This window comes from Bradyrhizobium sp. CCBAU 51753 (assembly GCF_015291565.1).
GTDB lineage: Bacteria > Pseudomonadota > Alphaproteobacteria > Rhizobiales > Xanthobacteraceae > Bradyrhizobium > Bradyrhizobium ivorense.
In genome coordinates, this window is the sequence record NZ_CP030037.1 from 3,577,624 (window position 1) to 3,596,168 (window position 18,545).

Annotated in this window: 10 protein-coding genes and 1 pseudogene; 6 read left to right on the forward strand and 5 right to left on the reverse strand. The window is 64.3% G+C overall.

Translation table 11 applies throughout. From position 1 onward, the window contains the following. Positions 1–9: 9 nt before the first annotated feature. The gene (locus XH93_RS15815; protein WP_194474234.1) at positions 10–1,566 is read right to left on the reverse strand and encodes an NADH-quinone oxidoreductase subunit NuoF; all 1,557 of its coding nucleotides are present in this window, start codon (positions 1,564–1,566) and stop codon (positions 10–12) included. Then, complete coding sequence (locus tag XH93_RS15820) at positions 1,563–2,039, reverse strand: formate dehydrogenase subunit gamma (protein WP_194474235.1); 477 nt, start codon at positions 2,037–2,039, stop codon at positions 1,563–1,565. Before XH93_RS15820 ends, XH93_RS15815 begins: the two co-directional genes overlap by 4 nt. A 246-nt stretch (positions 2,040–2,285) precedes the next feature. Here XH93_RS15820 and XH93_RS15825 point away from each other — a divergent pair, with 246 nt between their 5' ends. From XH93_RS15825 to mdoH, 3 genes are all read left to right on the forward strand, one after another. After that, positions 2,286–3,182, forward strand: a complete 897-nt coding sequence (locus XH93_RS15825) for a LysR family transcriptional regulator (RefSeq protein ID WP_139482415.1) — start codon at positions 2,286–2,288, stop codon at positions 3,180–3,182. A 246-nt stretch (positions 3,183–3,428) separates the two neighbouring features. Next, a complete protein-coding gene (locus XH93_RS15830; RefSeq protein WP_194475160.1) occupies positions 3,429–4,895 on the forward strand; it encodes a glucan biosynthesis protein G in 1,467 nt (488 codons plus the stop codon). Beyond that, complete coding sequence (gene mdoH / locus XH93_RS15835) at positions 4,883–7,003, forward strand: glucans biosynthesis glucosyltransferase MdoH (protein ID WP_194474236.1); 2,121 nt, start codon at positions 4,883–4,885, stop codon at positions 7,001–7,003. Before XH93_RS15830 ends, mdoH begins: the two co-directional genes overlap by 13 nt. A gap of 6 nt (positions 7,004–7,009) precedes the next feature. Here the strand turns inward: mdoH and XH93_RS15840 are convergent, their stop codons facing one another. Continuing rightward, the gene (locus XH93_RS15840; protein WP_194474237.1) at positions 7,010–9,328 is read right to left on the reverse strand and encodes a PAS domain-containing sensor histidine kinase; all 2,319 of its coding nucleotides are present in this window, start codon (positions 9,326–9,328) and stop codon (positions 7,010–7,012) included. 252 nt (positions 9,329–9,580) lie between these two features. Beyond that, positions 9,581–10,963: a cation diffusion facilitator family transporter gene (locus XH93_RS15845; protein WP_194474238.1), complete on the reverse strand. Its 1,383-nt coding sequence runs from the start codon at positions 10,961–10,963 to the stop codon at positions 9,581–9,583. A gap of 998 nt (positions 10,964–11,961) precedes the next feature. On the opposite strand from XH93_RS15845, the gene XH93_RS15850 reads away from it, so the two are divergent. The 3 genes from XH93_RS15850 to XH93_RS15860 all read left to right on the forward strand — a co-directional run bounded on the left by XH93_RS15850 (position 11,962) and on the right by XH93_RS15860 (position 15,725). Beyond that, a protein-coding gene (locus tag XH93_RS15850; RefSeq protein WP_139480399.1) for an IS630 family transposase occupies positions 11,962–12,913 on the forward strand; the annotation gives its coding sequence in 2 pieces (ribosomal slippage) (positions 11,962–12,308 and positions 12,307–12,913; 954 coding nt in all). A gap of 263 nt (positions 12,914–13,176) precedes the next feature. Beyond that, positions 13,177–14,781 (forward strand): MASE4 domain-containing protein, encoded by a 1,605-nt coding sequence (locus XH93_RS15855; protein WP_194474239.1) that lies wholly within the window; start codon positions 13,177–13,179, stop codon positions 14,779–14,781. Between the two features lie 149 nt (positions 14,782–14,930). Further along, positions 14,931–15,725: an adenylate/guanylate cyclase domain-containing protein gene (locus tag XH93_RS15860; RefSeq protein ID WP_194474240.1), complete on the forward strand. Its 795-nt coding sequence runs from the start codon at positions 14,931–14,933 to the stop codon at positions 15,723–15,725. Positions 15,726–15,911: 186 nt separating this feature from the next. Here XH93_RS15860 and XH93_RS15865 read toward each other — a convergent pair. After that, positions 15,912–18,416 (reverse strand): annotated as a pseudogene (locus XH93_RS15865) (arylsulfatase). Between the last annotated feature and the right edge of the window lie 129 nt (positions 18,417–18,545).

Sequence of the window (18,545 nt, forward strand, 5' to 3'; positions counted from 1 at the left end):
TGATCTCCTTTATTCCGCGGCCTGCAGGCGGGCCGGTGCGGGACCAAAATCTTCCCGGAAGTGTTTCAGTGCGCTCAGCACGGGGTAGGGCGTGAAGCCGCCGAGCGCGCACAGCGAACCGAACTTCATGGTGTTGCAGAGGTCTTCGACCACCGCGAGGTTTTCCGCCACGCGCTCGCCGTTGATGATCTTGCTGATGGTCTCGACGCCGCGGGTCGAGCCGATCCGGCACGGCGTGCACTTGCCGCAGGATTCGACGGCGCAGAACTCCATCGCAAAGCGCGCCTGCTTTGCCATGTCGACGCTGTCGTCGAACACGACGATGCCGCCATGGCCGATCAGGCCGTCGCGCGCGGCGAAGGCTTCATAGTCGAACGGCGTGTCGAACAGGGCGCGGGGGAAATACGCCCCGAGCGGACCGCCGACCTGCACCGCGCGCACCGGCCGCCCGGTGAACGTGCCGCCGCCGATCTCGTCGACGAGCTCGCCGAGCGTAACGCCGAACGCGGTCTCGAACAGCCCGCCATATCGGATGTTGCCGGCGAGCTGGATTGGCATCGTGCCGCGCGAGCGGCCCATGCCGAAATCGGCATAGGCCTTGGCGCCGTTGTCGAGGATGAAGGGGATCGCCGCGAACGACAGCACGTTGTTGATCACGGAGGGGCGGCCGAACAGGCCCTTGTGCGCCGGCAGCGGCGGCTTTGCCCGCACGATGCCGCGGCGGCCCTCGAGGCTCTCCAGCAGCGAGGTCTCCTCGCCGCAGACATAGGCACCGGCGCCGACGCGGACCTCGAGATCGAACTCATGTGCCGAGCCGCCGATGCGCGTGCCGAGGTAGCCGGCGCACCGGGCCGCCGTGATTGCCGCATTCATCGCTTCGACCGCGTGCGGATATTCCGAGCGGATGTAGATGTAGCCCTTGGTGGCGCCGACCGTGATGCCAGCAATCGTCATGCCCTCGATCACGACGAAGGGATCGCCTTCCATGATCATGCGGTCGGCGAAGGTGCCGCTGTCGCCCTCGTCGGCGTTGCAGACGATGTATTTGCGATCGGCGCTGGCCTGCGCCACGGTCTTCCACTTGATGCCGGTGGGGAAGCCGGCGCCGCCGCGGCCGCGCAGGCCCGAGGTAGTGACGTCGGCGAGGATCTGGTCGGAGGTCAGCCTCAGCGCCCGCTCCAGGCCCTTGTAGCCGCCATGGGCGCGGTAGTCGACGACCGAGCGCGGATCGATCACGCCGCAGCGTGCGAAGGTGAGGCGGGTCTGCCGCTTCAGCCAGGGGATCTCGTCCGTGACGCCAAGCCGCAGCGGATGCTGGCCGTTGCCGGCCATCGCATCGAGCAGCGACGCGACGTCGGAGACGGTGACCGGACCGAACGCGACGCGGCCCTGCGCGGTCGCCAGTTCCGCCATCGGCTCCAGCCAGTAGAGCCCGCGCGAGCCGGTGCGCACGATCTCGACCGCAACGCCGCGCTTGGCCGCGGCCTGCTCGAACGCCAGCGCGACTTCGTCGGCGCCGACGGCGACCGCACCGGCATCGCGGGAGATGAAGATCCGCATCGTCATCGCTGCGCCTCCGCAACCAGCGCGTCGATCCGCGCCTCGTCGAGCCGGCCGATCACGCGGCCGTCCAGCATCGCCGAGGGCGCGGTGGCGCACAGGCCGAGGCAGTAGATCGGCTCCAGCGTCACGCGCTCGTCGGCGGTGGTGTTGCCGAGGGCAACGCCGAGTTTCGCCTCCGCGCGTGCGGCCAGCGCATCGCCGCCGGCGGCCTGACACGCCTCGGCGCGGCAGAGCTTCAGGACGTGGCGTCCGGCCGGCTGCTTGCGGAAGTCGTGGTAGAAGGTGAACACGCCGTGCACCTCGGCGCGCGACAAATTGAGGGCCTGCGCGACCATCGGGACCGCCGGCTCCGGCACGTAGCCGAAGACCTCCTGCAGCGCGTGCAGGATCACCAGCGTGGCGCCCTCCAGGGCGGCATGTTCGGCGATGATTTCAGCGCCGCGCGCCTCGTCCCAGGGTTCGTATCCCGATGTCATTCGCGATTCTCACGATCAGATTTTTTGCTTCCTCCATAGAGTTGGAATCGCTCGAAACATCAATAAAGCTGTCTCATGCGGCGATTGCGAAAGGCGATTAATAGCGTTGTGCGATCGGTTGATTTGTGATCGCAATAATGATGGGAAATCACGGACTTCGGGCGCGCTTTGGGATTACGGATCGCCCCGCGATCGTGCTACTTGTGACTGCATCGGGACACCGTTTTTCTGATGGGGTTTGATACCTTGATCGACAAGCTTGAACTTCTGCTGGCGCTGGCCAAGGAGCGTCATTTTGGCCGGGCTGCGGAAGCCTGCGGCGTCACCCAGCCGACCATGTCGACCAGTCTCAAGCAGCTCGAGGAGATCCTCGGCGTCATGCTGGTGCAACGCGGCTCCCGCTTCCAGGGATTCACGCCGGAAGGTGAACGGACCCTTGATTGGGCGCGGCGCATTGTCGGCGATGCCCGGGCGATGCGGCAGGAGATCAACAGCCTCAAGGACAAGCTGTCGGGCGAGATCCGGATCGCGGCGATCCCGACCGTGCTCGGCATGGTGGCGTCGCTGACAACGCCGTTCCGGGCACGCCATCCCGACGTGCGCTTCCGCATCCAGTCCTGCACCTCGGCGGATGTGCTCGGCCTGCTGGAAAATCTCGAGGTCGATGCCGGGCTGACCTATATCGAGAACGAGCCGATCGGCAAGGTACGCACCATCCCGCTCTACAACGAGAGCTACCGCCTGCTGACGGCGCCCGACGCGAAGTTCGGTGACCGCAAGGAGGTGACGTGGAAGGAGGTCGGCACCGTGCCGCTCTGCCTGCTCACGCCCGACATGCAGAACCGCCGCATCATCGATCGCGCGCTGACCTCGGTCGGCGCCGAGGTGACGCCGACGCTGACCTCGAACTCGCTGCTCGTGCTCTACACCCATGTGAAGACCGGCCGCTGGGCGAGCGTGATGCCGGCCAAGCTTGCCGAGACGCTCGGGCTCGCCAACGCCGTCCGCAGCATTCCGATCGTGGACCCCCTGGTGAACTACAGCATCGGCATGGTGATCCCGCAACGCGATCCGATGACGCCGCTGATCGCCGCATTGGTGCAGGTTGCGCGCGAGGTCGCGCCGACGCTGGAGACGGCGTAGCCCGCGCCATCGGCCGACGCTCTTTCTTCACGGTTCCCTTCCGAGACGATCGCCAGACCAGTCGCGCCGCGCGTTTGCCGCTTTGTTGCCTGCTTTGGAAGCATCGCGCCGCTTGGTGCGGTCAACGCGGTAATAATGGAACTCCCCGACGACTCGGCGGTTTCATTGCGGCGTCCCGATCAGCGAGCAGGAGCTGCCTTGAATCGTCGTCAACTCCTCCATGGATCGGCCGTTTTGCCGGCACTGATGCTTTCACCGTGGCGCAACGCCGCAGCCGCGGCTGATACCTTGGACACGCCGTTCAATCCATCCATGGTGCGGGAACTTGCCCGCAATCTCGCCAGCAAGTCGTTCGAGGCGCCGGACGAGACGCTGCCCGGCGGCCTGAAGGATCTGACATACGATCAATACCGCTCGATCCGCTTCTCGCCGGAGCGGGCGCTGTGGCGCGATGCGAAGCTGCCGTTCGAGGTGCAGTTCTTCCATCGCGGCTTCTTCTACAGGAACAAGGTCACCATCTTCGAGGTCGCCGACGGCAAGGCCAACGCGATCCGCTACAACAAGGACAATTTTTCGTTCGGGCCGAACGTGCCTGCGTTCACCGACGGGGATCTCGGCTTTGCCGGATTTCGCATCCACGCGCCGATCAACAAGCCGGACTATCAGGACGAGGTCTGCGTCTTCCTGGGGGCGAGCTATTTCCGCGCCGTCGCCGCCGGCGAGACCTACGGTCTGTCGGCGCGCGGTCTGTCGATCGACACCGGCGAGGCCAAGGGCGAGGAGTTTCCGTTCTTCAAGGCGTTCTGGCTCGAGCGGCCGGTGCCCAACGCGACCGCGCTCGTCATTCATGCCTTGCTCGACAGCAAGAGCTGCGCGGCGAGCTATCGTTTCACCATCCGGCCGGGCAAGACCACCGTCTTCGACGTCGAGGCCTCGCTCTATCCGCGCGCCGATCTCGAGCACGCCGGCCTCGCGCCGATGACGAGCATGTTCTTCTTCGGGCCCAATGACCGCAACGATGTCGATGACTTTCGACCGTCCGTGCATGATTCCGACGGGCTTGCGATCTACAACGGCAAGGGCGAGAGCCTGTGGCGCCCGCTGAGCAATCCGCGCGATCTGCAGATCTCGACGTTCCAGGACGTCAATCCGCACGGTTTCGGTCTGATGCAGCGGGAGAAGAATTTCTTCGCCTATCAGGACATCGAATCCCGCTTCGAGATGCGCCCAAGCCTGTGGGTCGAGCCGATCGGCGACTGGGGCGAGGGCGCGGTCATCCTGTTCGAGATCCCGACCAAGGAGGAGATCCACGACAATATCGCCGCGTTCTGGCGGCCGAAGGCGCCGCTGAAGGCCAAGAGCGAGACCAATCTCACCTATCGCCTGCATTGGGGGCCGGACGCGCCAAAGCCGCATTCGCTGGCGCGCTTCACGCGCACCGGGATCGGTGCGCGTGGCGAAGGCGGCAAGCTGTTCGTGCTCGACCTGTTCGGCGACAATCTGAAGGGCATCGATCCCGACAGCGTCAAGGGCGTGGTGACGGCCGATAAATCCGAGGTCACCAACATCGTCACCCAGCCAAATCCGAATACCGGCGGGTGGCGGCTCAGCTTCCAGTGTGCCGTCAAGAAGGAGCCGATCGAGCTGCGGGCGCATCTGGCCCGGGATGACAAGCCGCTTTCGGAGATCTGGGTCTATCGATGGGCGCCATAGTCACGTCGCCTGACGCCGATGTCGCGCGCGCGGCCGACGGTTTTCTGCCGCGCGAGAGCCCGCTTGCGATGTCCGCGGCCGATCTGGGCCGGCCGCCGCGCGCGGTGGGCAAGCCGGTGTCGGTGGGGAGAGGCATGACGATGCGCCGCGCTTCCGTCCTGGTGCTGACGGCGGCGCTGACCGGCGCGGGGGCCTACGAGATGTACATGGTGGTCCAGGTCGGCGGCGTGACGATCATGGAAGGCATGGTGCTCGTGCTGTTCGTCGCGCTGCTCGCCTGGATCGCCTTTTCGTTCGCGTCGGCGCTCGCGGGGTTTTTCGTTCTGCTGCGGCGCCAGGGCAACGCCTTGCCGATCCGCGACGACGGCCCGTTGCCGGAGGTTGCGAGCCGGACTGCGGTGCTGCTGCCGACCTACAATGAGGACCCGCATCAACTGATGGCGCGGCTGCGCGCCATTTACGAGTCGATCGCGGCGACCGGGCAGGCCGAACGCTTCGACTGGTTCGTGCTGAGCGACACCCGCGACCCCGATATCTGGATCGCCGAGGAGCAGGCGTTCCTCGACCTGTGCGAGGCCTGCGGCGCCGGCCGGCTCTACTACCGGCACCGTGCCGACAACGTTGCGCGGAAGTCCGGCAATATCGGCGAGTGGATCACGCGGTTCGGCGGCGCCTACCAGCACATGATCGTTCTCGACGCCGACAGCCTGATGTCGGGCGACACCATGGTGCGGATGGTTCATGCCATGGAGCAGCATCCGCAGGCGGCGCTGATCCAGACGCTGCCGGTGATCGTCAATGCGCGCAGCCTGTTCAGCCGGCTGCAGCAGTTTGCCGGCCGGCTGTACGGGCCGATGATCGCTGCCGGCGTCGCGTGGTGGCACGGCTCCGAAGGCAATTATTGGGGCCACAATGCCATCATCAGGATTGCGGCCTTCGCCGAGCAGGCCGGCCTGCCTGAACTGTCCGGACGCAAGCCGTTCGGCGGCCACATCCTGAGCCATGATTTCGTCGAGGCGGCGCTGATGCGGCGCGCCGGCTGGGGCATCTACATGGCGCCGACGCTCGGCGGCAGTTTTGAGGAGGTGCCGCCGTCGCTCCTGGATTTCGCCGCGCGCGACCGGCGCTGGTGCCAGGGCAATCTGCAGCATCTCGCCGTGCTGCGCACGCGCCATTTGCACTGGATTTCGCGGCTGCATTTCATGACCGGGATCGGCTCCTACATCACCGCGCCGCTCTGGCTCTCGTTCCTGCTGCTCGGAATCCTGATCTCGTTGCAGGCGCGCTTCATTCTTCCGGAGTATTTTCCGAAGGGTTTTGCGCTGTTTCCCAACTGGCCGGCACAGGACCCCGTGCTCGCCGCCTGGGTGTTCGGTCTGACGATGGCGCTGCTGATCGTGCCGAAGCTGCTCGGTTTTGTTTTGCTGCTGACCAGGCGGGATACGCGCAGGCAATTCGGCGGCGGGTTTCGGGCGCTTTCAGGTGTGATTGCCGAGCTCTTGATCTCGGCGATGATCGCACCTGTCATGATGGTGTTCCAGTCGATCGCCGTCGTCGAGATCCTGCTCGGCCGCGACGCCGGCTGGCAGACGCAGCGACGCGACGATGGCGAGGTCGAGCGGCGCGAGTTGTACCGCAAATACGGCGTCCCGACCGCGTGCGGCGTCGCGATGGCGGCAGCCGCATACGCGGTGTCGTTGCCGCTGCTGCTGTGGATGTCGCCGGTGATCGTCGGCCTGCTGTTTGCGATCCCGATCGGGGCCTGGACGGCGAAGCCGGCGCTGCGCGCGCTGTTCGTGACGCCGGAGGAGGCAAAGCCGCCGGCCGTGCTGGTGCGCGCCAACGAGCTCGCGTCATCGCCTGCACACGCGCCCGCGCCGGCGCTCGCGACGTTGCGGCAGGATGCCGGATTGCGGCATCGTCATCTCTCGGCGCTGCCGCCGGCGCGGCGCTGTGGCCCCGGCCAGATCGATCTTCACCTTGCGCTGGCGCGCGCCCGGATCGAGGCCAGCGAGAGCTTTGACGAGGCGGTCGACCATCTGACGCCGCGCGAGACGCTCGCGATCCTCGGCGATCCGGCGTTGCTGGAGGAGGTGCTGGCGAAGTAGTTTGGTTTACGCCGCCCGGGACAGCTTGGCCTGCGTGCGCGGGTCGCGCGGCAGGGTAATGCGGACCACGGTGCCGACGCCGAGCTTGGAGCGCAGCCGCATGGTGCCGCCGTGCAGGTTGGTCAGCGAGCGCGCGATCGCCAGCCCGAGGCCGGAGCCCTGGTAGGATTTGGTGAGCTGGCTTTCGACCTGCTCGAACGGCTTGCCGAGCCGCCGCAGCGAGTCCGGCGCGATGCCGATGCCGCTGTCGGCGATCAACAGCACGATCGAGTCGTCGAGCATCTGGCCGCGCACCAGCACGCGGCCGTTGTCGGGCGTGAATTTCACCGCGTTGGACAGCAAATTGACGATGATCTGCTTGACCGCGCGGCGATCGGCGACCACCGAGATCGTGCTTTCGATATCCGACTCCAGCGACAGCCCCTTGTGCTCGGCGCGGCCGGACACCACCCGGAGCGACTCGGCGAGGATGCCGGAGAGGTCGAGCGGCTCCATGTCGAACTTCATGCGGCCGGCCTCGATCTTCGACATGTCGAGGATGTCGTTGATCACATCGAGCAGGTATTTTCCCGAGGTCAGGATGTCGTGGCAGTATTCCTGGTACTTGTCCGAGCCGAGTTGGCCGAACAGGCCAGAGCCCATGATCTCGGAGAAGCCGATGATGGCGTTGAGCGGCGTGCGCAGCTCATGGCTCATATTGGCGAGGAATTTCGACTTCGCGGCGTTGGCGACCTCGGCGCGGGTCTTCTCCTGGGCATATTTCGCGGCGAGGTCGACCAGCTCGGCGGCCTGCCGCTCCAGTTCGGCCTGCGAGCGTTTCAGGTCGATCACCGTGGCGCGCAGCCGCAGATCGTTCTCGACCAGCTTCTGCTCGTGCGCCTTGATGCGGGTGATGTCGGTGCCGACCGAGACGTAGCCGCCGTCCTTGGTGCGGCGCTCGCTGATGTGCAGCCAGCTGCCGTCGTCGAGCTGGGCCTCGAAGGTGCGCGCGCCGGGCGCCGGCACGCCGCTCTCGTGCAACTTCGTGCGCACCTCCGGCATGCTGCCGACCTCGATCACGGTCTCGTAGGAGGTGCCGGGGATCACCGCGGAATCGGGCAGCTTGTGCAGCCGCTGGAAGTGCGAGTTGCAGAGCACCAGGCGGTCGTCGGCATCCCACAGCACGAAGGCCTCCGGAATGGTCTCGATCGCGTCGCGCAGGCGCAGATCGGCTTCGACCGACTTTTCCGCGAGGCTCTTCTGCTCGGTCACGTCGATTGCGATGCCGATCAGATGCAGGCCGCTGTCGGCCGCGGCATGGCTGAGCTCGCAGCGCACGCGCAGCCAGATCCAGTGGCCGCCGACATGCTGCATGCGGAAGCTCTGGTCGATGTGGTCGATCTTGCCGGAGATCAGCTGGTCGGCAATGTCGAACAGGTTGATGTCGTCGGAATTCACCAGCGCATTGACCTCGCCGAAGGTGAGCAGGTCGTTGCGGCTGTCGAGCCCGAGCAGGGTGAACATCGACTGCGACCAGAAGATGCGGCCGCGCGATAGGTCCCAGTCCCACAGCCCGCAGCGGCCGCGGTTGAGCGCGGTGTCGATCCGGCCGCGCACGGCGTCGTTGATCAGATCGCCCTCGCGGGCGCGGGTCGACTGCCAGTGGAAGGCGAAGCCGAGGATCAGCACCACGAAGCTCGTGGTCGCCGACAGCGTGATCGAGAGCGCGGCATCCGATCCCCAGATCGGCTCGTTCATCTCCTGGATCACCACGACCTGGCCGGGCAGCGACTTGACGAGCCGCGAGATCGCCAGCGCGCTCGAGCCATTGGGCAGCGTCATGTCGCTGACCACGCCCTGCTGGCCGGGCGCAACCATCAGCTGCGCGGTGGAGACGATATCGAGGATACGATCGTTCTCGCCGAGGCCGTCGATCGGCACGCGGGCCAGCACGCGGTGATCGGCGCTGGTGATGATGACGTGGCGGCCGTAGGCGATGCCCCAGGACGGAATGAGGTCGGGCAGCAGTTCCTGCATGTGCTCGATATTGGCCAGCCGGTCGCGGCGCACCGAGGTCAGGCGGTCGAGACGTTCGGCGAGAATGTCGGACAGCGCGGCGAGGTCGCGCTTCATCGAGCCGCGCTTCTGCCGGGTCTGGTCGACCACCTGCACGAAGGCGCCGAGGCAGATCGTGATCAGGAACGCGATGATCAGCGTAGGAACAGCGCGGCGCAATGCAGGCTCGGCCGTCAAGAGCCTGTGATAGGCCGGTTTCGCGATCGACTGCGCCAATCCCTTGATCGAATCGGATTGGACGCACGCGTTCGCTGCATGCGCGCGCGCCATGCCTTAGACCCCCACTCTAAGCTGCTGTTTTACCCGGTCCGGATGCTCCCCACGCTGCATCCGAATCATGATGATTTGAATCCAGATTTCGCAGGCTGTCGAGAGTCAACGATTCGTTAATGCGAAATAATTCTTGCTCAATACAGAATCGGTAGTCGCTAATTGAGTCCGAACCAAGAACGACTCCGTAAAATTACAGACGTCTTTGTTTGAGCATGATCTCTTCGGAAAACCGCCTCGCACTTTACCGGATCATGCTCGTGCCGGTTCGGCGTGGCTGATCACGCGCTTGATGGTCGGGAAGGCGCGGCGCAGCGCGCGTTCGATCTCGTCGACGCCATCGTGCACCTTGATCACACTCATCGACGGTACTGCGCGGCAGTGGAAGTTGACGATCTCGCCGGCCTCGGTGTCGCGGACCCGCACATTATGGATGTCATGGATGGCGCCGCCGGCGGCGAAGCCGGTCAGCGCCGCCTTGATGGCCTCGACGCGCTCGGGCGCGGCGTCGGTTCCGAGCGGCAGTTCGGGCTCGAGCGGCTCGATATGGGTGTCGACCTCGACATCCTCGCCGAAATCCTCGCGGATCGCGCGCTCCAGATCGTGGGCGATGGCATGCGCGGCCTCCAGTTCCATCTCGCCGTCGACCTCGAGGTCGATGCTGACGGTCAGCTTGCCGCCGAGATCGTGCACGGTGACATGGTGGATGGCGAGGCCGGAGTTGCGCGCGATCACCATGATGCGCTCGCGCACGCTCTCATTGTCGCGCGCGACCGGAACCGCGGTGAAGGTGAGGTCGGCATCGCCGAGCGCCTTCGACACCGCCTGCTGCGCCCTGCGCTTGATCTCCTCGACGCGGTCGATCGGGTAGGTGCGCGGCACGGTGGCGATCGCATCGATGAAATGGGTCGCGCCGACCATGCGGACGCGCAGGCGATCGACGCCGAGGACGCCTGATACCGCCTTGATCGCGGCGGTGGCCTTTTCCTGCGCGCCCTCCGGGGCGCGGTCGAGCAGGGTCTCGACGGTCTCGCGCGCCATGCGCAGGCCGAGCAGGGCGATCATCACCGCGACCGCGATCGCAGCCGCCGCATCGCCCCACCAGAAGCCGAACGCGGCCAGCACGAGGCCGACGATGACGGCCGCGGATCCCATCACGTCGGAGGCAAAATGCAGCGCGTCGGCGGCGAGCGCCTGGCTCTTGGTGTCGCGCGCCGCGCGGTGCAGCGCGCGGGCGCGCCACAGGTTGACGGCGATGTCGAGCACGAGCACGACGAACGGAACGGCCGAGATCGACGGCGGCGGCGATCCCTCGCGCAGATGGCTGTAGGCCTGCACCAGGATGCCGCCGGCCAGCACGTAGAGCAGGGCGATGATGAACAGCGCCGAAACGCTCTCGAATTTGCCGTGGCCGTAATGATGCTCGGCATCCGCCGGCTGGTCCGATACCCGCACCACCGCCCAGGTGATGATGGTGGCGACGAGGTCGATCGTCGAGTGCAACGCCTCGGAGATCAGCGCCAGCGAGCCGATCGCGACGCCGACGACGAATTTGGCGGCCGCCATGCTGCCGCTGGCGAGGATCGAGATGGCGGCGACGGACGTCTTGCTGCTGGATGCGCTGGTGGAGTTCATGCGCGGCTGTCTAGCAGGGAGGCGGTGAACTTCAAGTGTCGTCAGCGACACGCTATCGCAACTCACTTGCAACAGCCTCCGTGTTGCGAACTATTCCGAGTCCAGACGCGCATTTGCGCGGGCCGACGGTCGCGCCAACAGCGCGCCGTCGTCCCGGCGCCGGGACGGACGACGCTGGGGATCATTCTGACTCAACAAACTCGGCCATCAGTCCCGTCATCCTGAGGTGCGAGCCCCTTTGGCGAGCCTCGAAGGATCGACGGCCACCAGCGGGGCCGATTCATCCTTCGAGGCTCGCCCGGCAGCGCAATTGCGCTGCCGGGCGAGCACCTCAGGATGACGGTGTTGGTTAAGTCCATTGGCCATCAAGATGCGGCTCCACATTCTCGCGACATGAATTGCCCGAGTTTTGTCTGTCGTTCCGCTCTCTGAAAACAGAGGGCGCAGGGAATGCCGGGGGCGCGCTGCACCCGCGGTCTCGTGTGCCAATGGGTAGAAAGTGACGCACACGAGCATACAGGTTCAGCGGAGGCACTCCGGCATTCCCTGCGCGATGGTTTTACGGCCTATACGTGCTCACCCCGGCGAGACTGGGCTTTGTTGTCACCGCCTTCGCAAAAACGCTTGCGCGTTTTGCGAGAGGACACCTGCCACTAGGGCGTCAGGCCTGCACGATTTCACCGTCCGCTGCGGCACGTTCGTCTCGTGCGCCGCAGCGGCCACCGCATCTCACCGCAACGTTCGTGACGATCGCGAAGCGCCCCTCGATCGGGTGAGACCGGCGCACCATAGGATAATTTTCCGTTCGTGTAAACCGAAATATTTTTGCGATGAGGGCTTGACGGATTTTGCCGGTGACTTGCCCGTCGTGTCGAATGCGCAACACTTCGGGCGACGGCTGCGTCTAGAGCATTTTCCGATCTGGCGGAATCGAAAGGGATTCCCTTCCGGGGCAAATCGTGATTCACCCTGAGGGCTGGTGATGGAGGCCAGCCCCCATGGCTAAACCCCTCTCGCCGGATCTTCGCCTTCGCATTGTTCGGGCCGTGGAAGATGAAGGCATGAGCTGTCGGGGCGCCGCCGGCCGGTTCGGCGTGGCGCCGTCGACAGCGATCGAACTGGTCAGCGAGTGGCGAAGCACCGGCGCCTGTGAGGCGGGAGCGCAGGGTGGCGACCGGCGTTCGGCTCGGATCGAGGGGCATGCTGCAGAGATCCTCTCCCTGGTCGAGGCTACGCCTGACATGACGCTGGCCGAGATCGCCGATCATCTCTTCAAAGTCCACGGCGAGCGTTTCGCGCCGAGCGTGGTCTGGCGGTTCTTCGATCGCCGCAACATCACGTTCAAAAAAAACATCGCACGCCAGCGAGCAGGATCGGCCGGACGTCGCCGCTGAACGCGCGGCGTGGAAGGCATCCCAGCCTGAGATCGACATCCACCGGTTGGTGTTCATCGACGAGACCGGAGCCTCGACCAAGATGGCGCGGCTCTATGGCCGTTCGCCGTACGGCCAGCGCTGTGTTGCAGCGCTCCCGCATGGTCATTGGAAGACGACGACCTTCGTCGGCGCGCTCAGGGCGACTGGCATGACGGCGCCGATGGTCCTCGATGGCCCCATGGATGGTTCGGCGTTCGAGGCTTACGTGACGCAAGTCCTCGTGCCGACACTCAGGCCCGGCGACATCGTGGTGATGGACAATCTCGCAGCACACAAGCGGGCCGAGGTCGGCATCGCAATCGATGCAGCGGGCGCTCGGCTCCTCTATCTGCCGCCTTATTCGCCCGACCTCAATCCGATCGAAATGGCCTTCGCCAAGCTCAAAGCCGCCCTTCGAAAGGCGGCCGCCAGATCTATCGAGGCTTTGGTCAACGCTATCGCCCTCGCCTTGGCCGCCTTCACCGCCCAAGAGTGTCTGAACTTCTTCGCCGCTGCCGGCTATGATCGCGTCTGATCAGAATCTGCTCTAGCAGGCTGTTCGGACAAGGACGATATGACAGCACACCGACGGGGTCGAAACGACACGCTTCAGTAGCGGAGCTACGCAGCTTTAGCCTGACGTAAACGGACATTGCCGAGGGGCCTTGACGTCAGTCTTGGCCGGCATGTGCCCGCAGGCGCACCTTACCGCTTCCGGTTCAGTATCCTCGCGGGGTACGATGGGCCGTCTCGAACGCGGGGGCGGTCAAGAGCATTTCAGCTGATGAGGTTGCGGCGATGCGTGCAGTCTCTGCTGTCCCGGAGGAGCGGCCTCTCACCCTTGTGACTTTACCGCCCAGCCGGACGCAGAGACGGCTAGCCCTTGGCGTCGTGCTCGCCTCGCTGGTTGCGTTCTCCATCGTGGCCGGGCCGCTCTCGACCTTCCAGCTTCCGCGGATCGATGCCTTCGTCCCGTGCTATGGCACGGCGATTGTCGTGAATGACTTGATCACCGCGGTGCTGCTGCTCAACCAGTCCGCCATCTCGCGTTCGCGGGCCACCCTTGCCGTTGCGAGTGCGTATCTCTTCGCAGGACTTATGGTCATCCCGTGGCTGCTGACCTTTCCGGGGGTGTTCGCCCCGGGCGGCCTGCTGGGCGCGGGACTACAGAGCACGGCTTGGCTCTCGGTGCTGCGGTACTTCGGTTTTCCTGCCTTCATCATCGGATACGCGCTTCTCAAGGATGCCGATCCGCCCAAGGGATCGTGGGAGGGCTCGGTGGGCGCGACCATCCTCTCGCACGTCGCGATGTCCACGGCCATCGTGTGCATCGCGACCGTTCTGGTCATCGCGAGCGATGCGTATTTGCCTGCGATCGCAATCGATCGGGTGCATTTTTCCACCTTCTGGCGTTATCTTGCCAGTTGCCTCATCGTGTGGTGCGCGGTTGCAATCACCTTGCTCTGGTTCCGCCGGCTGTCGGTGCTCGATCTGTGGCTGATGGTGGCCCTTTGCGCGTATGCAATCGAGATCTACTTGAGCGCGTTTGTCGGTCCGGCGCGATTCAGTGCTGCCTGGATCGCGGCCCGAATCTTCGCGTTCGTGTCCAGCATCCTGGTGCTCTCCGTCCTGCTGCATGAGATAACCACGCTTTACACGCAACTGCTGCGCGCGGTCCTGGCGCATCGTCGCGAGCGCGAGGCGCGACTGTTAACCGGCGACACGGTCTCGGCTTCAATTGCGCACGAAATCAAACAGCCGCTGACGGCGATTGCGGCCAGTGCGAAGGCCGGACTGAATTGGCTCGATCGTGTCGATCCCGACCCTAACGTCGATCGTGCCAGAGACGCATTGCGGCGCGTCGAGGCCGCCGGACAGAGTGCGGACGCCGTCATCGAAAATATCCGGGCGCATTTCAAGGTGGGTGCGCGGACCCACACTTCGCTCGATATCGACGATGTCATTCAGGGAGCGCTGGCCGCCGTTCGCGACAGATTACGGATGCATCGGGTCGCCGTTCGCGCCGATCTTCACGGACTGCTGCCACGGATAACAGGCGAACGGATTCAGCTGCAACAAGTGCTGGTGAATTTGATGACGAACGCGATCGACGCAATGGCCATGACGAATGGGGAGCGGGTGCTCTCCATCAGCTCCGAAGTGCGTGACTCCGGATATGTGATGGTGTCGGTGGAAGACACCGGGAATGGCATCGCGACCGATGCTGTGGATCGAATATTCAACCCGATGTTCACGACCAAGCCGGACGGCATGGGCATGGGGCTGTCGATCTGCCGGTCGATCATCGAGGCGCATCATGGGCGATTGTGGGTGACCCCCAATCGTGCCCGCGGCGCGATGTTTCACTTCACGGTGCCGATAGCTTCGGGAAGCGCATCCTAGAGCGCGGCGGGCCGCGATGGCAAAAAATGTGTGACCCAGCCGACACCGCAGTCCGGCGTTTTGATTGCAACTACTGTTGCCAACGCAAAAATGTCTGACTACGCTTTGCCCAGGTAGGCCCACATGGTCTTGCGGTCGGCAGCACGTTCATGCCCAAATTCCTTCGCATCGGAATCCATCAGTCGAACGTTTCCGGATACACGTCGAAGGCATGGTGCGTTCGACGGGTTGGCTCGACGGTTTTCCTGAAGTGGGGTGCCGTGGAGGTCCATGGCGTCGGCGCCGGGCGAAAGGTCTATTGGGCGCTCCCACCGAGGGACAAGACAATTCGTTGCGGCACGGTGGAGCGTGCCCAGGACTATGTAAAATCCGCAATCGCGCGGCGGCGCAGCCATCGCTATGAACCGCTGGCTGGAAATATCGCGAACCGGCGCCGCACCGCCGATCGTGACGCCGAGCTCAAGCAAGCGCTCGCCACCATCCTGTTCGTCGATATCGTCCGATCCACCGAAAAAGCCGCACGGCTCGGCGACTCGCGCTGGGCCCAGGTGATGAATCACTGTTATGCAGCCGTCCGCAGGGAGCTGAAGACCTTGCGCGGAAAGGAAGTGGTGACGACGGGAGACGGGCTGCTGGCGACGTTCCGCGCGCCGGCGGCCGGGGTCAGTTGCGCGACCGCGATCCGCGAGGCGGTGCGCACCTTGGGGCTCGAGATCAGGGTGGGGCTGCACGCGGGCGAATACCGGGTGAGCGGCGCGGAGGTGTTCGGTCTCGCGTTCCACATCGGCGCACGCGTCGCCGCGAAAGCGCGCGCCGGCGAAATTTTGGTCTCGAGCGCGGTCAAGGATCTGATGGCGCAATCCGGCATCCGCTTTAGGGATCGCGGCATTCACCAGCTCAAGGGCGTGCCCGAGCGATGGCGCCTGTACCGGGTCGAGCATTGAAGCGGATCGGTCCGTCGGATGGGTAGAACGAAGGCGGAAGCGAAACCCGTTGCCTCACTATGCTCGCAGGTCGATGTCGTGAAGGGCAATCCGCGTCTCGCGCGCCAGGTTGATCAGGAACGGGCAAAGCAGGATGAGCGCGCCAATGAACAGCAGGGCGCATGATCCGTGCCGCGCCTCCGGGTTCTACTTGGCAGCCGCCGCGGCCTCTCTCGCCTTATCGAGCTTCTTGATATCCTCCGGCGACAATTTTGGTCGATCGATCGACAGCGTGATCCTGTTCAGCTTTCCGGTGAAATCGAAGGGCGTGCTGTAGTCGGCATCGGCAACCGGGCTCCCCGTGTCCGAGCCGATGTCGAGCGCTTCGTCCCACTGCAGGATGAAGGGGAGTGTGTGCTCCATCTTCTCCGTCGCTACGGCATTGCCGTCCACCTTGAGGACACCGGTGCCACCCTTTCCGATGCCGCTGTAATCGCCGAATGTCATCGTTGCGGCACCCAGCCCGTCATACTTGAAATCGAACTCGAGCACGTGCTTGCCCGGCGACAGGTCGGGACCTTCCCAGCGCACCCGCTTCAGATCAACCAGATTCCACAGGAACACCGGCTTGTTCTTCAGAACATAGAACCCATAGCCGCCAAATCGTCCGCCTTGCGTGATCAGCATGCCCTCGGCGCCGCCCTGCGGGATCTCGACCTCCGCCCGGAAATTGTAGGATGAGTTGAGAATGCTCGGAGCATCGCCATTGGGAGTGCCCGTCATCGCGCGCGTCCAGGTGAACGAGGTGCGGCCTGCGCTGAGGCTCGGACGCGGCGTGATGAGCCGGGCGGCTACCGACGAGTCGAGCGGCAGGACCTAGTACTTCCGCGCCTCCTTCCAGAACAGCGTCTGCAATTGCTTCAGCCGGTCGGGGTACTTGGCGGCGACGTCCTCGAACTGCGTCCAGTCGTTGCGGAGGTCGTAAAGCTCCCAGGAGTAGTCGAGCGGGCTCGGCAGCTTCGCCACGGTCACCCAGGGCGGCCGCAGAACCTTGGTGCTGGCGATCCAGCCATCGTTGTAGATGGCGCGATCGGCAAACATTTCGAAATACTGGGTCTTGTGCGTGGATGCGGCATTCGCGTTTTTGGCGTCGAACGTGTAGGTCAGGCTGACGCCTTCGATCGGACTCTGCTTGATGCCGTCGACGAATTGCGGCTGCTTGATCTTCGCCGCGTCCAGGATGGTGGGCACGATGTCGATCACATGGTGGAACTGGTGGCGGATGCCGCCCTTGTCCTTGATCACCTTCGGCCAGGAAATCGCCATGCCCTGGCGCGTCCCGCCGAAATGCGACACCACCTGCTTGGTCCAGGAGAATGGCGTATCGAATGCCCAGGCCCAGCCGATCGACATGTGGTTGTAGGTCCGGTCGGTGCCCCAGACGTCGTAGAAATACTTCAACTGATCTTCCACCGAGGGATTGATCTGATTGAACATCGCAACTTCGTTGGGCGTGCCGTTCGGCTGACCCTCCGCGCTCGTGCCATTGTCTCCATTGATGTAGATGATGAGGGTGTTGTCGAGCCTGCCCATCTCCTCGATGGCCCGAACGACGCGTCCGATCTCGTTGTCGCAATAGGCCGTGTAGGCGGCGAAGATGTCGGCCTGCCTCACGAACAGCTTCTTCTCGTCGTCGGACAGCTTGTCCCAGGTCTTGATCAGGTCATCCGGCCAGGGCGTCAGTTTTGCGTTCTGCGGAATGACGCCGAGCCGCTTCTGGTTGGCGAAGATGGTCTCGCGCAGCTTGTTCCAGCCCTGATCGAACAGGTGCATGTCACCGATCTTCTTCACCCACTCCTGGGTCGGGTGATGTGGCGCATGCGTCGCACCGGGCGCGAACTTGACCAGGAAGGGGGTGTCCGGCGACAGCGTATTCATCCGGTTCAGGTAGTCGATCGCGTCATCCGCCATCGCGGTCATCAGATTCCAGCCGGGCTTTCCCTGATAGGGGTAAATAGCCGTTGTATTGCGGACCAGATTGCCGGGCTGCCACTGGTTGGTGTCGCCGCCCATGAAGCCATAGAAATACTCAAAGCCCATTCCGATCGGCCATTGGTCGAAGGGGCCGGCCTGGCTCGATTGATATTCGGGGGTGTTGTGGTTCTTGCCGAACCACGCGGTGCGATAACCATTATCGCGCAGGATCCGGCCAACCGTCGCCTTGTCCTTGGTGATAACGCTGTCGTAGCCCGGATAGCCGGTCGCCTGTTCGGCGACCACGCCGTAGCCGACCGAATGATGATTGCGCCCGGTGATCAGGGCGGCGCGCGTCGGCGAGCAAAGTGCGGTGGAATGAAAATTGGTGAAGCGCAGTCCGTTCTCCGCGATGCGATCCAGCGTCGGTGTCGGAACCACGCCGCCGAACGTGCTCGGCACGCCATATCCGGAATCATCGGTGATGATCAGCAGGACGTTTGGCGCACCCTTCGGCGGCACGATGCGAGACGGCCAGTACGGCGTCGAATTGGTCGCGTCGCGCTCGATCTTGCCCCCGAACTTTTGTGGAGGAAACGGAAGCCGGTCACCGGGGATTGTGATCGTGGCGCCCGGTGAACCCGGGGTGCCGGTCGGCCCCTGTGCCAGCGCGGCCGTGCAAGTACCAATCAGGAAGCTTGATGCAATAGCGGCGATCCGGAAATTGGCCATTTTCATGCTCCGCAGTAGCGAGCGAACGAGCAAGGCAATTTTTCGATCGGATCACGGAAACGGCAGAATGTGTTGATCTGGATCAATATCGGCGGCCAGGGCAACTCTTGGAGGGCAACTGGGGTTGAGCAATCA